Annotated in this window: 19 protein-coding genes; 5 read left to right on the plus strand and 14 right to left on the minus strand. The window is 73.6% G+C overall.

From position 1 onward, the window contains the following. Window positions 1-8: 8 nt before the first annotated feature. Together menD and NUV38_RS10995 are read right to left on the minus strand one after the other, a co-directional pair. The gene (gene menD / locus NUV38_RS10990; protein WP_257729163.1) at window positions 9-1,592 is read right to left on the minus strand and encodes a 2-succinyl-5-enolpyruvyl-6-hydroxy-3-cyclohexene-1-carboxylate synthase; all 1,584 of its coding nucleotides are present in this window, start codon (window positions 1,590-1,592) and stop codon (window positions 9-11) included. Then, on the minus strand, window positions 1,589-2,539 hold the full coding sequence (locus NUV38_RS10995) for an o-succinylbenzoate synthase (protein WP_257729164.1): 951 nt from the start codon (window positions 2,537-2,539) through the stop codon (window positions 1,589-1,591). The genes menD and NUV38_RS10995 overlap by 4 nt, the downstream gene beginning before the upstream one ends. Before the next feature lie 128 nt (window positions 2,540-2,667). Here NUV38_RS10995 and NUV38_RS11000 point away from each other — a divergent pair, with 128 nt between their 5' ends. After that, on the plus strand, window positions 2,668-3,321 hold the full coding sequence (locus NUV38_RS11000) for an SDR family oxidoreductase (RefSeq protein WP_257729165.1): 654 nt from the start codon (window positions 2,668-2,670) through the stop codon (window positions 3,319-3,321). Between the two features lie 29 nt (window positions 3,322-3,350). Here the strand turns inward: NUV38_RS11000 and NUV38_RS11005 are convergent, their stop codons facing one another. Both NUV38_RS11005 and NUV38_RS11010 read right to left on the minus strand, forming a co-directional pair. Further along, on the minus strand, window positions 3,351-4,385 hold the full coding sequence (locus NUV38_RS11005; RefSeq protein ID WP_257729166.1) for an AMP-binding protein: 1,035 nt from the start codon (window positions 4,383-4,385) through the stop codon (window positions 3,351-3,353). Between the two features lie 29 nt (window positions 4,386-4,414). Beyond that, window positions 4,415-4,618 carry a hypothetical protein gene (locus NUV38_RS11010; RefSeq protein WP_257729167.1) on the minus strand — a complete coding sequence of 68 codons (204 nt, stop codon included), beginning with the start codon at window positions 4,616-4,618 and terminating at the stop codon, window positions 4,415-4,417. 111 nt (window positions 4,619-4,729) lie between these two features. On the opposite strand from NUV38_RS11010, the gene NUV38_RS11015 reads away from it, so the two are divergent. Both NUV38_RS11015 and NUV38_RS11020 read left to right on the plus strand, forming a co-directional pair. Further along, window positions 4,730-5,620: a 1,4-dihydroxy-2-naphthoate polyprenyltransferase gene (locus NUV38_RS11015; protein ID WP_257729168.1), complete on the plus strand. Its 891-nt coding sequence runs from the start codon at window positions 4,730-4,732 to the stop codon at window positions 5,618-5,620. Window positions 5,621-5,697: 77 nt separating this feature from the next. Then, window positions 5,698-6,201: a metallophosphoesterase family protein gene (locus tag NUV38_RS11020; RefSeq protein ID WP_257729169.1), complete on the plus strand. Its 504-nt coding sequence runs from the start codon at window positions 5,698-5,700 to the stop codon at window positions 6,199-6,201. On the opposite strand, the gene NUV38_RS11025 is transcribed toward NUV38_RS11020, so the two are convergent. Beyond that, the gene (locus tag NUV38_RS11025; RefSeq protein WP_257729170.1) at window positions 6,194-7,294 is read right to left on the minus strand and encodes a PLP-dependent cysteine synthase family protein; all 1,101 of its coding nucleotides are present in this window, start codon (window positions 7,292-7,294) and stop codon (window positions 6,194-6,196) included. The two genes, NUV38_RS11020 and NUV38_RS11025, sit on opposite strands and share 8 nt — an antisense overlap. Further along, window positions 7,275-7,541: a DUF4229 domain-containing protein gene (locus NUV38_RS11030; RefSeq protein ID WP_257729171.1), complete on the minus strand. Its 267-nt coding sequence runs from the start codon at window positions 7,539-7,541 to the stop codon at window positions 7,275-7,277. Before NUV38_RS11030 ends, NUV38_RS11025 begins: the two co-directional genes overlap by 20 nt. A 152-nt stretch (window positions 7,542-7,693) precedes the next feature. Between NUV38_RS11030 and NUV38_RS11035 the strand changes: the two genes are divergently transcribed. After that, window positions 7,694-7,969, plus strand: coding sequence for a PLD nuclease N-terminal domain-containing protein (locus NUV38_RS11035; RefSeq protein WP_257729172.1), 276 nt, complete (start codon window positions 7,694-7,696; stop codon window positions 7,967-7,969). Between the two features lie 39 nt (window positions 7,970-8,008). Here NUV38_RS11035 and NUV38_RS11040 read toward each other — a convergent pair whose 3' ends face one another. The 7 genes from NUV38_RS11040 to hemL all read right to left on the minus strand — a co-directional run bounded on the left by NUV38_RS11040 (window position 8,009) and on the right by hemL (window position 15,074). Beyond that, window positions 8,009-8,950 carry an endonuclease domain-containing protein gene (locus NUV38_RS11040; RefSeq protein WP_257729173.1) on the minus strand — a complete coding sequence of 314 codons (942 nt, stop codon included), beginning with the start codon at window positions 8,948-8,950 and terminating at the stop codon, window positions 8,009-8,011. Between the two features lie 140 nt (window positions 8,951-9,090). Continuing rightward, window positions 9,091-10,041, minus strand: a complete 951-nt coding sequence (ccsB, locus tag NUV38_RS11045; RefSeq protein ID WP_257729174.1) for a c-type cytochrome biogenesis protein CcsB — start codon at window positions 10,039-10,041, stop codon at window positions 9,091-9,093. After that, window positions 10,038-11,717, minus strand: coding sequence for a cytochrome c biogenesis protein ResB (locus tag NUV38_RS11050; protein WP_257729175.1), 1,680 nt, complete (start codon window positions 11,715-11,717; stop codon window positions 10,038-10,040). Before NUV38_RS11050 ends, ccsB begins: the two co-directional genes overlap by 4 nt. Continuing rightward, window positions 11,717-12,463: a cytochrome c biogenesis CcdA family protein gene (locus NUV38_RS11055; RefSeq protein ID WP_055963986.1), complete on the minus strand. Its 747-nt coding sequence runs from the start codon at window positions 12,461-12,463 to the stop codon at window positions 11,717-11,719. Before NUV38_RS11055 ends, NUV38_RS11050 begins: the two co-directional genes overlap by 1 nt. Then, window positions 12,460-13,044 carry a TlpA disulfide reductase family protein gene (locus NUV38_RS11060; protein WP_257729176.1) on the minus strand — a complete coding sequence of 195 codons (585 nt, stop codon included), beginning with the start codon at window positions 13,042-13,044 and terminating at the stop codon, window positions 12,460-12,462. Before NUV38_RS11060 ends, NUV38_RS11055 begins: the two co-directional genes overlap by 4 nt. A gap of 3 nt (window positions 13,045-13,047) precedes the next feature. Beyond that, window positions 13,048-13,704 carry a histidine phosphatase family protein gene (locus NUV38_RS11065; protein ID WP_257729177.1) on the minus strand — a complete coding sequence of 219 codons (657 nt, stop codon included), beginning with the start codon at window positions 13,702-13,704 and terminating at the stop codon, window positions 13,048-13,050. Further along, window positions 13,701-15,074, minus strand: a complete 1,374-nt coding sequence (hemL, locus tag NUV38_RS11070; RefSeq protein ID WP_257729178.1) for a glutamate-1-semialdehyde 2,1-aminomutase — start codon at window positions 15,072-15,074, stop codon at window positions 13,701-13,703. Before hemL ends, NUV38_RS11065 begins: the two co-directional genes overlap by 4 nt. A gap of 166 nt (window positions 15,075-15,240) precedes the next feature. Here hemL and NUV38_RS11075 point away from each other — a divergent pair, with 166 nt between their 5' ends. Beyond that, window positions 15,241-16,470 carry a lytic transglycosylase domain-containing protein gene (locus NUV38_RS11075; RefSeq protein WP_257729179.1) on the plus strand — a complete coding sequence of 410 codons (1,230 nt, stop codon included), beginning with the start codon at window positions 15,241-15,243 and terminating at the stop codon, window positions 16,468-16,470. A 128-nt stretch (window positions 16,471-16,598) separates the two neighbouring features. Here the strand turns inward: NUV38_RS11075 and hemB are convergent, their stop codons facing one another. Then, the gene (gene hemB, locus NUV38_RS11080; RefSeq protein WP_257729180.1) at window positions 16,599-17,567 is read right to left on the minus strand and encodes a porphobilinogen synthase; all 969 of its coding nucleotides are present in this window, start codon (window positions 17,565-17,567) and stop codon (window positions 16,599-16,601) included. Between the last annotated feature and the right edge of the window lies 1 nt (window position 17,568).

A 17,568-nucleotide genomic window follows, 5' to 3' on the forward strand; every position in this document is an offset into this window, starting at 1 on the left:
TCGCGCGGTCAGGAGCCGGCGAGGGCGTCCGTCGCGGCGGCGCGCAGCGCGACGTCGAGGGCACGGCGGTCGTCGCGTCGCAGCACGACCTCGACGACCTCGATCCCGCTCGGCGAGGTGGCGAGGGCAGCGGCGAGGCCGGAGGGCGCCACCCGTCGGTGCGGCACCCGGTACCCGGCGCACAGCGCGCCGAGGTCGGCGCCCGTCGGGGTGCCGAAGACCCGCTCGAAGGCGTCGGCGTGCTCCGGTCCACCCTGCTCGAGCGTGGCGAAGATGGCGCCGCCGTCGTCGTTCACCACCACGATCGTCAGGTCGGGGCGCGCCTCGTCGGGACCGACCAGCAACCCGTTGCTGCCGTGCAGGAACGTGAGGTCGCCGACCAGGGCGAGGGCCCGGGAGGAGTCCCGCGCCAGCGCCGCACCGATCGCGGTCGAGAGGGTGCCATCGATGCCGGCCAGGCCCCGGTTCGCGACGACCAGGCGACGCTCCCCCACGCCCCACGGCGTCGCGACGACGTCGAGGTCGCGGACGGGCTGCGACGCGCCGACGACGAGCAGTCCGCCCTGCGGCAGCGCCTCGGCGACGGTGCGTGCGACCGCGAGCCCGGAGTCGGGGTGGTCGGCCACGACGGAGTCGACCGCACCTCGAGCGAGGGCGTCGGCGTCGGTCCACGCCGCGAGCCACCCGGGACCGTCCGCAGCGTCCACCTCGACACCCCCGGCGAAGGACACGCGTGGTCCTGCCGGCACCGGGAAGGTGCGCTGGTCGCCGACGTGGACGACATCGACGTCGGTCCGGGCCAGGAGCCGCGTGACCGGCCGGCTGAGCGTCGGGTGGCCGAAGGAGACCACCCGCTCGATGCGTCCGGCGAGGGGCTCGTGGCCGAGCAGGAGCCGGTAGGTCGACAGGGCGCCGCCAGTGCGGGAGCCCGAGGTCGGCTCGGCCAGGAGCGGCCACCCGGCCTCACGGGCGAGGATCCGGGCCCGTGGTCCGGCGTCGTCGCCGGCGAGCACGACGGTGCGGGGACCCGGGACGAGGCGCACCGTCGGCCCGGCCGGCGCGCTCCGGGGCGTCCGGTCCGTCGGCACGGCCCGAAGGCCCTCGAGGTCCCACGCCTCGGAGTCGACGAGCGGCTCGTCGAGCTCGAGGTTGAGGTGGGCGGGGGCGTCGTCCACGAGCGCCAGAGAGGCGACGTCGTGCACCGTGCCCAGGCCCGGGAAGATCCCCGGCTGCGTCGTGGTCTGGTTGGCACCGGTCCCCCGCAGCCGGGCGGGACGGTCGGCGGTGACGGCCACGACGCCGACACCGGCGTGCATCGCCTCGAGCATCGCCGGGTGGAGGTTCGCGACGGCCGTGCCCGACGTGGTGACCACCGGGACGGTGCGTCGAGACACCTTCGCCAGCCCGAGTGCGAGGAATCCGGCCTCCCGCTCGTCGACCCGCACGTGCAGGCGCAGCAGCCCCGCGGCGTCGGCGGCGTGCAGGGCGAGGGCCACGGGCGCCGACCTCGACCCGGGCGAGAGGACGGCGTCGGTCACCCCGTGCTCGACCAGCGCGCGGACGAGCGCGCGGGCGGTCTGCGACGCGCTCACCCTGCGTCACCCCGGCGGAGCAGGGCCTCGACCCGGTCGAGCCGTGCGCTCCACGCCGCGGCGGTCGGCAGGTCGGCGGCCACCGACGCCAGGGCGGCGGGGTCGACGTCGACCCGGCGCACGGGCAACCAGCCGTCGACGGGCACCAGCGGCGCGTCCGTCACGTCGCCGTCGAGAAGCGAGGTGGTGCCCAGGCCGCAGGCGTAGGGCAGCTCCGGCAGCGCCGCGGCGAGTGCCACCCCGGCGGCAAGTCCCACGGAGGACTCGACGGCGCTGGAGACCACGACGGGCAGCCCGATCTCCTCGGCGACCCGCAGGCACGCTCGCACGCCCCCGAGCGGCTGGACCTTGAGCACCGCGACGTCGGCGGCCTCGAGGTCGCGCACCCGGTACGGGTCGGCGGCACGCCGGATCGACTCGTCGGCCGCCACCGGCACGTCGACGCGGCGCCGCACGAGCGCGAGCTCCTCGACGTCGGCGCACGGCTGCTCCACGTACTCGAGGGTGCCGACGGTGTCGAGTGCCCGGACCGCCACGACGGCATCGTCGACCGACCAGCCCCCGTTCGCGTCCACCCGCACCCGTCCGGCAGGACCCAGGACGTCGCGCACCGCCTCGACCCGGGCGATGTCGTCGGCCAGCGACTGCCCGCGCTCGGCGACCTTGACCTTCGCCGTCGACGCCCCGGAGGCACGCACGATCGCCGCCGCCTGCTCGGGCCCGACGGCCGGCACGGTGGCGTTCACGGGCACCCGGTCGCGCACGGGGTCCGGCCAGCCCTGGTGCGCGGCCTCGAGCGCGCTCGCGAGCCACGGCACGCACTCCACGTCGTCGTAGTCGAGGAAGGGGCTGAACTCGCCCCACCCGGCCTCGCCCTGGACCAGCACGCCCTCGCGTCGGGAGATGCCGCGGAACCGCACGGGCATCCCGATGGCGAAGGTGTGCACCGGCCGAGCCTATCGCCGCCGGGGCACCCGCACCGGCGCGCCGGACACCGCCTCCTCAGGACGGTGAGCCTGCGCACACCACGTCGTCCGGACCTGCACCCTCACCAGGGGCGTGCCACGGTGGAGGCATGTCGCAGATCGCCATCGTCGGGGGCCACGGCCAGATCGCCCTCCACCTCATCGACCAGCTCCGCGCCCGCAACCACGACGTCGTCGCGCTCGTGCGCAGCGACGCCCACGTCTCCGACGTCGAGCAGCGCGGTGCCACCGCCCGCCGCCTCGACATCGAGAAGCAGGACGCCGACGGCTTCGCCCAGGCCTTCGAGGGGTGCCACGCCGTGGTGTTCGCCGCCGGCGGCGGCGCCGACGGCAACATCGACCGCAAGAAGAGCGTCGACCTCGAGGGATCGCTGAAGTCGATCGACGGGGCGAAGCTCGCCGGGATCAGCCGCTTCGTCCAGGTCTCGGCCATCGGCGTCGACCTGCCGCTGCCCGAGGACACCGATGACGTCTGGCGCGCCTACGTGGAGGCCAAGCGCGACGCCGACGTCGCCCTGCGCGGGAGCGGCCTCGACTGGACGATCGTGCGTCCCGGACGCCTCACCGACGACCCGGCGCGCGGCACCGTGACGCTCGGCGACTCCACGGCCCGGGGCGACGTCCCCCGCGCCGACGTGGCCGCCGTGCTCGCGGAGTCCCTCGACACGGGGTCGGGCATCGGCCGCCAGTGGGACCTCGTGTCCGGCGACACCCCGATCGACCAGGCCGTCGCCTCCGCCTGACCCCGTTCGGACCTGGAACGGGCGGTGGCTCACCCGCCGGTGAGCCGCCGCACGGCCAGCCGGTCGACCTTGCCCCCGGGCAGCAGCGGCACCGCGTCGACGAGCACGATGTCGCGCGGGCCCCACGTCCGGGGCACACCGGCCTCCTCCAGGCCGTCGCGCAGGCGCTCGGCCCGCACGCCGTCGAGGCACGTGGCGTCCGCCGGCACCACCACGGCGACGACGCGCGTGCCCCACTCGTCGTCGGGCACGCCGGCGACCGCCGCGTCGTGCACCTCCGGCAGCGCGCGCAGCGCCCGCTCGACGGCGGGCAGCGGCACGTTGACGCCACCGCTGACCACCACGTCGTCGGCGCGACCGACCACGCTCAGCACGCCGTCGTCGATCCGGCCGAGGTCGGCCGTGTCGAACCACGCACCGTCCCGGGGCTCGTCGCCGTAGCCGTCGAACAGCACCGGGCCCGACACCTGGACGCGCCCCACGCCGTCGGCCGGGTCGACGATGCGCAGGTGCACGCCGTCGAGCGGGACGCCGTCGTACACGCAGCCGCCGCTCGTCTCGCTCATGCCGTAGGTCCGCACCACGCGCACGCCCGCCTCGCGCGAACGCTCCAGCAGGGCGGGGTCGACGGCCGCGCCGCCGACGAGGACGGCGTCGAGCGAGGCCACCACGTCGAGTCGTCCGGCCTGCGCCAGCCGGTGCAGCTGGGTCGGGACCAGCGAGGCGTACCGCCGGGGTGCCGCCGTCGGTGGCTGCATCGCGGCGACGGCGCGATCCAGGTCGGCGTGCTCGTCGAGCAGCACCGGCTCGGCCCCCGCCAGCAGCGACCTCACGAGCACCTGCAGGCCGCCCACACCGGTGACCGGCAGGGCCAGGAGCCACTGGCCCGGCCCACCGAGGCGCGTCGCGCTGGCGGTGGCGGAGGCGAGCACCGCGTCGCGCGACAGCCGCACGTCCTTGGGGTCGCCCGTGCTTCCCGACGTCCGCACGACGAGAGGTGCGGTGTCGACGCCCTCGACCCACGGGCGGAGAAGCTCCAGGACCTCACGCGGCCGCCCCGCCACCGGGCGCAGCGACGCCGGGCCCGCTCCGGTCAGGGCCCCGGCTCCAGCTCGTCGTCGGTGATCGGGTCGCCGGGCTCACGCACCGGACGGGACTGGTACAGCGCCGCCGCTCCGGTGAGCAGCGCCCCGAACCCCGCGGCGAGCGGCAGCCAGCCACCGGCCGTCGTGACCGCGAGCCACACGAACAGACCGGTCAGCCCCACGAGCACGAACGGGAACGGCGGCTGCTTCATGCGCCCAGCGTAGGCGCTGGCAGACTGACGACCGAACCTCGCGGAGCCCGCGCGGAGCAGCCCTCGACCGGAGGAGCCCCGGGCCGAGGTGCCCCAGGACGAAGGAGCACGGTGACCGACAGCAGCAGCGCGACCCTCTCGCAGTGGGTCGAGGGGGCCCGCCCCCGCACCCTCCCTGCCGCCGTGGCACCCGTGCTCGCGGGCACCGGCGTGGCAGCGTTCGTCGACGACGTGGTCTGGGCCAAGGCCCTGCTCGCCCTCGGGGTCTCGCTGGCCCTGCAGGTCGGCGTGAACTACGCCAACGACTACTCCGACGGCGTACGAGGCACCGACGACGACCGTGTCGGCCCCCTGCGCCTCGTCGGGTCGGGCCTCGCGTCGCCGGCCGCGGTCAAGGCCGCAGCCCTCGGGTTCCTCGGACTCGGCGCGCTCCTCGGCCTCGCCCTCGCCGCCACCACCACGTGGTGGCTGCTGCTCGTGGGCGTCGCCGCGCTCGGTGCCGCGTGGACCTACACCGGCGGCGCCAACCCCTACGGCTACCGCGCGCTCGGCGAGGTGAGCGTGTTCCTCTTCTTCGGGCTCGTCGCCGTGCTCGGCACCGTGTACGTGCAGGTCGAGTCGCTGCCCTGGGAGGCGTGGGCGGCCGCCGTCGGCGTCGGCGCACTCGCCTGCGCCATCCTCGTGGCCAACAACCTGCGCGACATCCCCACCGACGTCGAGGCCGGCAAGCGCACGCTCGCCGTCGTGCTCGGCGACGCCCGCTCGCGGACCTTCTACCTCGCGCTCGTGGTGGTCGCCGCGGCAGCCGCCGTCGCGATCGGCCTCGGCGCGACGCCGTGGGCCCTGCTGGCTCTCCCGGGACTGCTCCCCGTCCTCCCCGCCGTGCGCGCGGTCGTGGGCGGGGCCGTGGGCCCGGCCCTCGTCCCCGTCCTCAAGACGACCGGCATCGCCGAGCTGCTGTGGTCGGCCGGACTGGCGCTCGGCCTCGTGCTGGGCCGGTGAGCCCGGCCGAACTGCCGCCCACGGCCCGGCACCCCCGCCGGGCTGCTTCGCCGCCCACGGCCCGGCACCCCCGCCGGGTGCATGTCGGCGTCGTCTCCGACACCCACGCGCCGCGGTTCTGGAAGGGCCTTCCCGACCGCGTCGCCGAGGAGCTGCGCGGCGTCGACCTGGTGCTGCACGCCGGCGACGTGTGCGTCCCGTCGGTGCTCGACGAGCTGGCCGCGCTCGCCCCCGTCCATGTCGTGCAGGGCAACAACGACGGTGCCGACGTCGCCGCGTGGGGCGCACCGGAGACCCTCGAGCTCGAGCTCGCCGGCGTTCGCGTGGCGATGATCCACGACGCCGGCGCCAAGCAGGGTCGCGTGCGGCGCATGCGTCGGCGCTTCCCCGACGCCGACGTCGTCGTGTTCGGCCACTCCCACATCCCGTGGGACGAGACGAGCGAGGACCCCGACGACGGCCTGCGGATCCTCAACCCCGGCTCGCCCACCGACAAGCGACGCCAGCCGCACGGCACGCTGGGCCACCTCGTGCTCGCCGACGGGCGCGTGGAGTCGTGGACGCTCGTCGAGGTCAGCTGACCCCACGGTCGTCCGGCACCGGTAGGGAGCCGGTCGCGTCGTACTCCTCGAGCGTCGCCGAGAACGGCGCGAGGTCGATGCCGCGCTCGGCCAGCCACGCGTCGTCGTAGTAGGTGCTGAGGTAGCGCTCCCCCGCGTCGCACAGCAGCGTGACGATGCTGCCCTGCTCCCCTGCCCGGTGCATGCGGGTGGCGAGGGTCAGCGACGCCCACACGTTGGTGCCGGTCGACCCGCCCACGAGTCGTCCGAGCCGGTCGCTCGTCCAGCGCATCGTGGCGATGGAGGCGGCGTCGGGGACGCGCAGCATGTCGTCGATGACGCCGCCGACGAAGGACGGCTCCACGCGCGGCCGGCCGATGCCCTCGATGCGCGACGAGGCGCCCGTGACCACGTCGGACCGGTCCTCCGCCCAGCCGTCGAGGAACGCGGAGTTCTCGGGATCGGCCACCAGCAACGACGTGGGGTGGCGGCGGTAGCGCAGGTAGCGGCCGATCGTGGCCGACGTGCCGCCCGTGCCGGCGCTGACCACGACCCACGTCGGGACGGGGTGACGCTCGGCCGACATCTGCTCGAAGATCGACTCGGCGATGTTGTTGTTGCCCCGCCAGTCGGTGGCTCGCTCGGCGTAGGTGAACTGGTCCATGTAGTGGCCACCGCAGTCGGCGGCCACGCGGCGGGCCTCGTCGTACACGTCGGCGGCGTTCTGCACGAAGTGGCAGCGGCCACCGTGCCACTCGATGAGGGCGACCTTCTCGGTGCTCGTGGCGGCCGGCATGACGGCCACGAACGGCAGGCCGACGAGCCGCGCGAAGTACGCCTCGCTGACGGCGGTGGACCCGCTGGACGCCTCGACGATGATGGAGTCCGGCCCGATCCAGCCGTTGCAGAGGGCGTGCAGGAAGAGCGAGCGGGCCAGGCGGTGCTTGAGGCTGCCGGTGGGGTGGACCGACTCGTCCTTCAGGTAGAGGTCGACGTCGGGCGTGGCGACGGGCAGCGCGTGCAGGTGGGTGTCGGCGCTGCGGTTGGCGTCGGCCTCGACGCGGCGGATCGCCTCGTCGATCCAGGCGCGGGTCTCAGTCGACGTCTTCGGCACTGCGCGACTCCTCGATGCGCGACGACATGCGCTCGGCCCGCTGCTGCACGTTCGCGGCGAGGTCCTCGCGCATCCCCGCGAGCAGGAAGATCGAGATGATCGAGGAGATGATCATGGCGGCGAGGAGGACGAGCAGGTTCGTCAGCTCGTCGAACTCCAGGAAGAACTGGCCGACGCCCCACAGCAGCAGGTAGGTGATGGCCAGGACGCTGAGCCGGGCGAGCGTGTACCTCCAGAAGGCCTTCATGCCCCGAGGTTATCGGTCGACGCATCGGGGCAGGTCGCTCGCCCGCGCTCACGCCCTCGACGGCGGGGCCGGGGTGGTCGTCGGCTGCTCCACCCGTCGCGCGGCCCGGCCGTCGACCGGCCGAGGTTGAGGGTCGCGGGTACGGTGTCGCCATGGGCAAGGCACTGATCGCGATCGTCGCCGTGGTGCTGCTGGTGTATGCGTTCTTCGACCTGCTGGCCACGCCCCGCAGCCAGGTGCGCGGCCTGCCGAAGCCGGCGTGGTTCGTCGTCATCCTGGTCCCGTTCGTCGGCCCGCTGGCCTGGGTCTTCCTGGGCTCGCAGCCCCGCAAGGGCCGCCCCCCGCGCGACTCCGGCTACGGCTGGCCCGGTGGCCGCCCTCCCACCCGCGGCCCCGACGACGACCCCGACTACCTCCGCGGCCTCTGACCCCACGCCGTCTCCCCGCTTCGGACAGTTGCGGGTGGGTCAGGCGGCTCTACGCGCCCCGGAAGTGTCCACGACGGGAGCCCGAGTGAACCAGCGAAGCCACTGGACGCTCGTCACCGGAGGCGGTCCGTCGTAGCCGCGCTCGACCAGGGCGCGATGAACGCGCCAGGGAATCTGCCGGGGCTCGGCGAGGTCGGCGGCCGCCACCACGATGACCCGGTACCCGAGGGCCTCGAGCGCCTCCCGTCGCCAGCGGTCACGCGCCCACTGCCGAGCGTCGGTCTCGTGGTGCCGTCCGTCGTACTCCACCACCACCTTCCACCGCGGGTAGAGGAGGTCGACCCGCGCGACGAACCGACCCTGTTGGTCGCGGACGTCGACGTTCACCCGCGGCTCCGGCAACCGTGCGAACACCAGCATGAGCCGAAGCAGGGACTCCATGGGTGACTCCGCTCCCTCCCGCACCAGGGCCATCGCTCGCCGTGCGCGGACCACGCCGTGGAGGTGATGGGTCCAGCAGAAGGTGTCCAGGACGTTCCTCGTCGTGGCGGTCCGCAGGAGGTGCTCCGCCGCCTGCACCAGCGAGACGATCCCGAGCCGGGTCCCGCAGTCGACGAAGGTCCGCTCCGGCGTCGTCACCCGGAGGCCGTCGCGCTCGACGGTCTGGATCGGGTGGAGTCGACGATGCAGCACGACCCCGGGCAGACGGGTGCGCAGCTCGGTGCGGGTGGAGAGCTCCAGTCCCGCTCCCCCGGTGTCGTGTCCCCAGAGGGCCAGCGCCGTGCGGTGACTCACCGCGCAGTCGTCAGGGAGAACGAGGAGCACCGCGAGCAGCCGCACCCGCAGGGTCAGCGCGACGTGGGCTCCGACGTACACGCCGCGCAGCAGACGCCGGAACCGACGACTCCGCAGGACGTCGCGTGTCACCCCGCGCGCCGCTGCCTCCCGCACGGTGAACGGTCGGTCGGTGGGCAGTTCCATCGCCCCACCGTGGCCGCACCCCGGTCGCGGGGCAACGCGCCCCTGTGGACAACCGGCCAGTCTCTACGTTTCGGACACTTGCGGGTCGTTTCGACGGGGCGACCTGCCCCGCAAGTGTCCGAAACGGAGAGACTTGGGGGTTACTTGGCGTAGGAGTGGAGGCCGGAGCCGAAGAGGTTGACGCCGTAGTAGCTGAACAGGAAGGTGGCGAAGCCGACGATCGCGATGGTCGCGGCGCGCTTGCCCTTCCAGCCGGCCGTGGCGCGGGCGTGCAGGTAGCCGGCGTAGACCACCCACGTGATGAACGCCCAGACCTCCTTGGGGTCCCAGCCCCAGTAGCGGCCCCAGGCGTAGTGCGCCCAGATCGGGCCCGCGATGAGGGCGCCGAACGTCCAGAGCGGGAAGCCCACGGCGATCACGCGGTAGGCCAGCTGGTCCATCACGGCGGCGGTCGGGAACCGCGACAGCGTCGGGCCGACGGTGCCGTTCTCCTCGGCGCGGGCGCGGACGAGGTACAGCACCGACGCCGCCGTGCCGAGCAGGAAGAAGGCCCCCGCGATCATGACCGCGGCCACGTGGATGACCAGCCAGTAGGAGTGCAGGGCGGGCACGAGCGGACCGGCCGGGACGTACGTCGACGACGCCATCCCGAGCACGACCAGCGCGAAGCCCGTGACGATGCCGCCCAGCCACTCGATGGGCGAGATCCGCGCGACGACGACGTAGACGACGAGCGCCACCAGGGCACCGCCGACGCCGAACTCGTACATGTTGCCCCACGGCACCCGCTGCGCAGCGAGCCCGCGGGAGACCATGCCGACGACCAGCACGACGCTCGCGAGCACGGCGAGCGAGTAGGCGATCGACGAGAGGACGTCGGAACGGCTCGGCGACTCCTCGGGCGAGGCAGCTGCGTCGTCGTCTACCGACTCGGAGGGGGCACCGGCGGTGACCGGGACCTGCGCCGACGTGGGCGCGCTGCGCCGGGCGAAGCCCCACTCGGCGACGTGCGCGAGGAAGGCCAGGGCGACGATGCCCGTGGCCGAGGCGATGGCGTAGTTCGACACCTGCGCGTAGTCGGCGAGGTTCATCGGATCTCCTTCTGCGGATCGGTCCGGTCACCGAGCCCGCTGCGCAGCCGCTCGAGCAGCTCGTCGAGGCTCGTGCCGAGGTCGTCCCGGGGGACGCGGTCGAGCGCGGCGACCTCCACCACGGTACGTGAGCCGTCCCGACGGGCTCGGACCCAGGTGCGGCGGGGACGGATCGCCAGCGAGAGCACCAGCCCGACGATGCCGATGCTGATGCCGCCGAGGGGCAGCCACACCAGCGGCGTCGACGCGATCTGGAAGCGGGCGAAGAGAGTCAGGTCGACGAACTCGATGGTGCCGCCGTCGGGCAGGTCGGCCTCCTGGCCGGGGCTCAGGCTCACCCGGAAGTTCGACCCGTCGGCGTTCTTGTACTGCTCGAGGTTCTCCTTGTCGAGCACGTAGACCGACTGCGGGAGCCCGTCGTCGATGCCGAGGTCGCCGTGGAAGACGAACAGCCCGAGCAGCGGGTTGACGGCGCCGGGGAAGGCCGAGATCGAGGCCTCCTCCGTGCCGTCCGACACCGCGGTCGGCAGGAAGAAGCCTTGGAAGCCCAGCTGCTCCGGCTGCGCCTCGGGGACCTTGATGACGCCGTTGGAGGTGTACGTGCCGTCCGCGGGCAGGAACGGGACCGCGCCGTCGAACACGACGTCGCCCTGGGCGTCCGTGACCCTGATGACGGGCGCGTAGCCCTGGCCCACGAGGAACACCGACGTGCCGTCGACGGCCAGCGGGTGGTTGACACGGATCTCGTACGGCTTCTCCGCGCCGTCGACGCCGGCACGGTAGGAGCCAGACGCCTCGAACAGTCGCGGCGCGCCCCGCTGCGGCCCCTCGGTCCAGAACCGCGCGATCATCCGGTCCAGCTGCAGCGAGAAGGGCGGCAGGTCGTCGGTGTCGAACAGCGCACCCGAGGAGAACTCGTCGTACTGCGTGAGCACGTTGGCGAAGCCGTCGCCCTGCGTCACGATCGCCGCGCCCCGGTAGCCGAACAGCGCCCCCACGGCCACGCCGACCAGCACCGCCACGATGCTCGTGTGGAACACCAGGTTGCCCAGCTCGCGCAGGTAGCCCCGCTCCGCCCGGACCTCGGCGGTCTCGTTCGCCGCCCCCGGCCCGGCACCCCCGCCGGTGTCGTTCGCCGCCCCCGGCCCGGCACCCCCGCCGGGAGCCCCTTCCGACCCCCGCACGACGTCGATGCGCGTGGGCAGCAGACGTGGGCCGCGCAGCGTCTCGCGCGCGACGGCCAGCACCTCCTCGACGTCGGCGTCCGTCTCGAACACGGCCGACGCGGGCAGGCGCTCGAGGTTGCGCGGGGCCTTGGGCGGTCGAGCACGGACGGCCTTCAGGTACACCCGGGTGCGCGGCAGGATGCAGCCCACGAGCGAGACCATGAGCAGCAGGTAGATCGCGCTGAACCAGGGCGACGTGTAGGTGTGGAAGACACCAAGCCGCTCCAGCCACGGCGTCAGGTCGGGGTGCCGGGCCTGGAACGCCTCGACCGCCCGGGCGTCGACGCCGCGCTGCGGGACGATCGAGCCGGGGATCGCCGCCACGGCGAGCAGCAGGAGCAGCAGGAGCGCCGTGCGCATCGACGTGAGCTGGCGCCACGCCCACCGCAGGGTCTCGACCGTGCCGAGCGCAGGCGCCAGGTCGGGGCGCTCACGAGGTTCGCGGGCCATCAGATCGCCGCCCCGTAGCCGCCGGCCCACGTCTGCAGGTCGGTCACGAGGGCGTCCCACACACCGGTCACCAGCAGCACCCCCACGACGACGAGCAGGCCGCCACCGACCCGCTGCAGCGTCTGCTGGTGGCGGCGGGCCCAGCGGACGGCACCCATGAACCGGCCGAAGGCGAGCGCCGCGACCACGAACGGCAGGCCCAGCCCGAGGCAGTAGGTGAAGGTCAGGAAGGCGCCGCGCTCGAGCGTCCCCTCGGTGTTGGCGAGCGTGAGCACGGCACCGAGCGTGGGGCCGATGCAGGGCAGCCACCCCAGCCCGAAGAAGACGCCCAGCACGGGGGCGATGGCCACGCCCACGGCGGGCACGGCGTGCACGCGCACCTCGCGCTGCAGCACCGGCAGCACGCCGCTGAACACGAGGCCCAGCACGATCACCACCAGGCCGAGCACGATCGACATGAGCCGCCGGTAGTCGTAGAGCTGCTGGCCCACCGCGCCGAACAGGGCACCGCCGGCCACGAACACGACCGTGAAGCCCAGGACGAACAGCACGGAGCCGAGCAGCAGGCGCGACCGGCCCGACGTCTCGAGGTCCTGCACGCCCACGCCACTCACGTAGGACAGGTAGCCGGGCAGCAGCGGCAGCACGCACGGCGAGAAGAACGACACCAGGCCGGCCACCACGGCCACCGGCACGGCGAGCAGCAGCGACCCGGACAGGACGGTGTCCGCGAACCAGTCGGTCATGACCGGCTCGTCAGGACGTCGTCGAGGACGCCCGAGAGCGTGGACGCACGCAGGTCGGGGTCGATGATCCTCGCCGCCACCCGACCCTCGGCGTCGATGACCCAGGTGGTCGGGATGGCCTGCGACGGCAGGCTGTCGGCGAACCCGAGCTGCTGGCGACCGTCGGTGTCGACGATGCTCGGGTACGTCGTGCCGATGCGCTTCTCGAAGGCTCGCGCCGCGGCCTCCTGGTCGCGCACGTTGAGCCCGAGGAACTGCACGCCGCGGTCCGCGTACTGCTCCGCGACCCCCTGCAGCACCGGCGCCTCCTTGCGGCACGGCGGGCACCAGGAGCCCCACACGTTGACCACCAGGGTCGTGCCGGCGAAGTCGGCCGAGCTGACCGTCTCTCCCGCCAGGTCCTCACCCTCCAGGACGGGCGCCTCCTCGCGCTCGTCGACCGGCACGAGGCTCACGAAGCGGCTCCCGCTCACGTAGCCGCCCGTGGAGCCCTCGGTGCCGCGACCGGAGCAGCCGGCGAGCACCGCGAGGGTCACGACGAGCAGCAGCACGCCACCTCGCCGGGGGAAGGATCGGGTCACGGGTCAGGCGCCTCCGACGAACTTCTTGCCGGCCTTGAGGTCGTCGGGCAGCAGGTCGCCTGCGGGCTCGGCGTAGGTGAAGCCGACGTAGTCGTCGCCGTCGAAGGTGAGGCTCGTGATGCTGGCGAGCGTGCACTGGCGCTTGCGGGGGTCGTGCACGAACGAGTTCTGCTCGAACGCCTGGCGTGCGATCCAGACCGGCAGCTGGTGGGAGACGATGACCGCCTCGTGGCCGCGGGCGGCGTCGCGCGCGTCGGCCACGGCGGCCCGCATGCGCGTCGCGATGTCCTGGTACGGCTCGCCCCACGAGGGCCGGAACGGGTTGCGCAGCAGCCACCAGTTCCTCGGGTGCGCCAGCGCCTTCGGCTCAGCCCCGACGGTGCGGCCCTCGAAGAGGTTGTCGGCCTCGATGACCCGCGGGTCGATCGTCACCTCCGCCTCGAGCAGGGTGGCGAGCGGCGCCGCGGTCTGCTGGGCGCGCTCGAGCGGCGAGGACACGAGGTGGACGATCTCGTGCTTGGACAGGAAGTCCGCGGCCTTGACGGCCATCTGGTGGCCGAGGTCGGAGAGGTAGAACTCCGGGAGCCGGCCGTAGAGCACGCCCTCGGGGTTGTGCACCTCGCCGTGGCGCATCAGGTGGACGATCGTGCGTTCGCTCATGAGGGGGTCCTTGCGATGGTCGACGGCTCTACCGATGACGGAGCGGCTGCCTCCTGGGGGGCCGGCGTCGCTGCGGCAGCAGCACGAGCGGCGGCGGGCAGCGCCTCGGCCATCCTAGAGAGTGCGCGGTCGTCGTGTGCCGCCGAGACGAACCAGGACTCGAAGGCGCTGGGGGGCAGGTACACGCCGGCGTCGAGCATGGCGTGGAAGAACGCGGTGTAGCGGTACGTCTCCTGGCGCTGCACGCCCGCGAAGTCGCGCACCGGCTCGGTGAGCCCCCACACCACGCTGAACATGCTGCCGACGTTCTGCACCACGTGCGGCACCCCGGCCTCGTCGAGCGCCGACGAGACGAGGCCGCGTGCCTGGACCGACCAGTCGTCGAGGCGGGCGTAGGCGGCGTCGTCGGCGAGGCGGAGGGTGGTGAGCCCCGCCGTGGAGGCCACGGGGTTCCCGGCGAGGGTCCCGGCCTGGTAGACCGGCCCGCTCGGCGCCAGCAGCGACATGACGTCGGCGCGACCCCCGAAGGCCGCCGCGGGGAACCCGCCGCCCATGACCTTGCCGAAGGTCAGCAGGTCGGGCCGCCACCCCTCGACCGCCCCGTCGAGGCCCCAGTGCCCGGAGCGCGTGACGCGGAACCCCGTCATCACCTCGTCGCTCACGAACAGGGCCCCGTGCGCCGCGCACGTCTCGGACAGGAAGCGGTTGAACCCGGGCTCGGGCGCGACGACGCCCATGTTCCCGGCCGCGGCCTCGGTGATCACGCACGCGATGTCGGCGCCGTGCTCGGCGAACGCCGCCGCCACGGCGTCACGGTCGTTGAAGGGGAGCACGATCGTGTCGGCGGTGACGTGGGCGGGGATCCCGGGCGAGCCGGGGAGCCCGAGGGTGACCACGCCCGACCCCGCCTCGGCCAGGAGCGAGTCGACGTGCCCGTGGTAGCAGCCGGCGAACTTGACCACCCGGCTGCGACCGGTGAACCCGCGCGCCAGGCGGATGGCCGACATGGTCGCCTCCGTGCCCGACGTGACCAGCCGGACCTGCTCGACGGGAGCGCGCCCGACGATCTCCTCGGCCAGCTCCACCTCGGGCGGGCTGGGCGTGCCGAACGAGGTGCCGCGGGCCGCCGCAGCCGTGACCGCGGCGATCACCTCGGGGTGCGCGTGGCCGAGCAGCATCGGGCCCCAGGACCCCACGAGGTCGAGGTACTCGGTGTCGTCGGCGTCGCGCAGCCAGGCCCCCTGGCCCGAGACCATGAAGCGGGGGGTGCCCCCCACCGCACGGAACGCTCGCACCGGGGAGTTCACACCGCCGGGCGAGACCTGCACGGCGCGGTCGAACCACTGCTGGGACACGGGAGTCGAAGTCACCCGTCCATTGTCTCAACCGGGTCGCAGGGGGGCACCGTCGGCCGTAACCTGGCAGACACGTACGTCGTTGATGAGACGCGGACCACTTTGCCGGGAGGCGGCCCGACCGGTAACATCCGTTTACTGTGACCGACGCCACGAGGTCACGGGGGAGGACACCTATTCCATGGGAGCACGAAAGCTCAGCCGCTGGCAGAAGGCCAGCGCCCTGGTTCCGATGAGCCTGCTCGTCGTCGCCTGGGGTGCAGCGATCGGCAACTCCGGTCTCGCCACGGCGGACGACCGGGTCAGCGCCGACGAGGTCCCCGACGTGCCCGCCACGGCGTTCGAGAAGCCGGCCAGCGTGCAGGCCGAGCCCGCGGGCGTCGACTCGCGCGCCGGCGCCTCCGGCACCCTCGCCACCCTGTCCACCAACGGCATCCCGGCCTCCGCGCTCTACGCCTACCGCCGCGCCGAGACGCTGCTCGCCAAGGCCGACGCCTCCTGCAACCTGCCCTGGAACCTCGTCGCCGCCATCGGCCGCGTCGAGTCCAACCACGGCCGCACCGGTGGCAACGCGCTCGACTCCAAGGGCGTCGCCAAGCCCGGCATCTACGGCATCCCGCTCGACGGCCGCGACGGCGTCGCGAAGATCACCGACAGCGACAACGGCGCGCTCGACAAGGACTCGGTCTACGACCGTGCGGTCGGCCCGATGCAGTTCATCCCCGGCACCTGGCGCTCGGTCGGCGTCGACGCCGACGGCGACGGCAAGAAGGACCCGCAGAACATCAACGACGCGGCCACCGCGTCGGGCATCTACCTGTGCTCCGGCAGCGGCGACCTCTCCGACGAGGGTGACGCGGCCGCGGCCGTGCGGCGCTACAACAACTCCTCCTCCTACGTCGACCTCGTGCTGAGCATCAGCAAGGCCTACGCGGGCGGCGACTTCACCGCCACCCCCAACGGCACGTCCACGGGCTCGGTGCTCACCAGCCGCTCCTTCGACCAGACCCTGACCCCCTCGCAGCGTCAGGACGCCGCGAAGAAGGAGAAGAAGGTCCGCCAGAGCGAGGCCTCGGGCGGGTCGAAGGGCGGATCGGGCAAGGGGTCCACGGGCGGCTCGACCGGCGGCACCGGGTCGACCGGTGGCGGGACCGGGTCCACCGGTGGTGGCACGGGCTCGACCGGCGGATCCACGGGTGGCTCCTCCGGCGGCGGTGGCGGCTCCACGGTCGGCGGTGCCGTCCAGGGCGCGGTCGAGGACACGCCGCTGGCCCCCGTCACCAAGCCGGTCACGGACCTGCTCTCGGCCACCGAGGCCAACCTGCGCTGCGCGCTCGAGGTCTCGGCGCTGCCGCTCAGCACCCACGCGGCTCGCTTCAAGACCTGCATGGACAAGTACACGAAGGGCTGATCGCCCTGCTGGAAGCCCCCGGTCGTCGTCGACCGGGGGCTTCCTCGTTCCCTGCCCGCTCGCCGCGACCGGCGGGGATCACTGCCGCGCACGTCGTCACGACGACGACGCCACCGGACCCGAAGGGCTCAGGCGCGACGGGCGAGCTCGGCGGCCCAGTACGTCAGCACGATGTCGGCGCCGGCACGGCGGATCGACGTGATCGTCTCGTCGACCGTCCGGTCGCGGTCGATCCAGCCCTGCTGGGCGGCGGCCTCGACCATGGAGTACTCCCCCGAGACCGTGTAGGCGGCGACCGGCAGGCTCACGTGCGCGCGGACGAGCGCGACGAGGTCGAGGTAGGCCATCGCCGGCTTGACCATGACGATGTCGGCACCCTCGGCCACGTCGAGCAGGGTCTCGCGCAGCGCCTCGCGGGCGTTGCCCGGATCCTGCTGGTAGGTCGCGCGATCCCCCTGCAGCGAGGAGTCGACGGCCTCGCGGAACGGTCCGTAGAAGGCGGACGCGTACTTGGCGGCGTAGGCCAGGATCGCCACGTCGGTGTGCCCGGCCGCGTCGAGGGCGGACCGCACGACGCCGACCTGGCCGTCCATCATGCCGCTGGGACCGACGAGGTGGGCCCCGGCCTCGGCCTGCGCCACGCCCATCCGTCCGTAGATCTCGAGCGTGGCGTCGTTGTCGACACGTCCGTGGTCGTCGAGCACGCCGCAGTGGCCGTGGTCGGTGAACTCGTCGAGGCACAGGTCGGCCATGACGAGCAGGTCGTCGCCCACCTCGTCGCGCGCGTCCGCGAGGGCGACGTTGAGGATGCCGTCGGCCGCCAGCGCCCCGGACCCCTCTGCGTCCTTGTGCTCGGGGACGCCGAACAGCATGACGCCCCCGAGGCCGAGGTCGGCGGCCTCGCGCACGGCACGCCGCGCCGAGTCACGCGAGTGCTGGACGACGCCGGGCATGCTCGCGATCGGCCGCGGCTCGCGCAGGCCCTCGGCCACGAACATCGGCAGCACCAGCTGCGAGGGCTCCGTGCGCGTCTCGCGCACGAGCGCCCGCATGGCGGGCGTCGTGCGGAGACGGCGCGGTCGTTGGACAGGTCCCACG

The organism is Aeromicrobium sp. 50.2.37 (assembly GCF_024655735.1).
Classification (GTDB): domain Bacteria; phylum Actinomycetota; class Actinomycetes; order Propionibacteriales; family Nocardioidaceae; genus Aeromicrobium.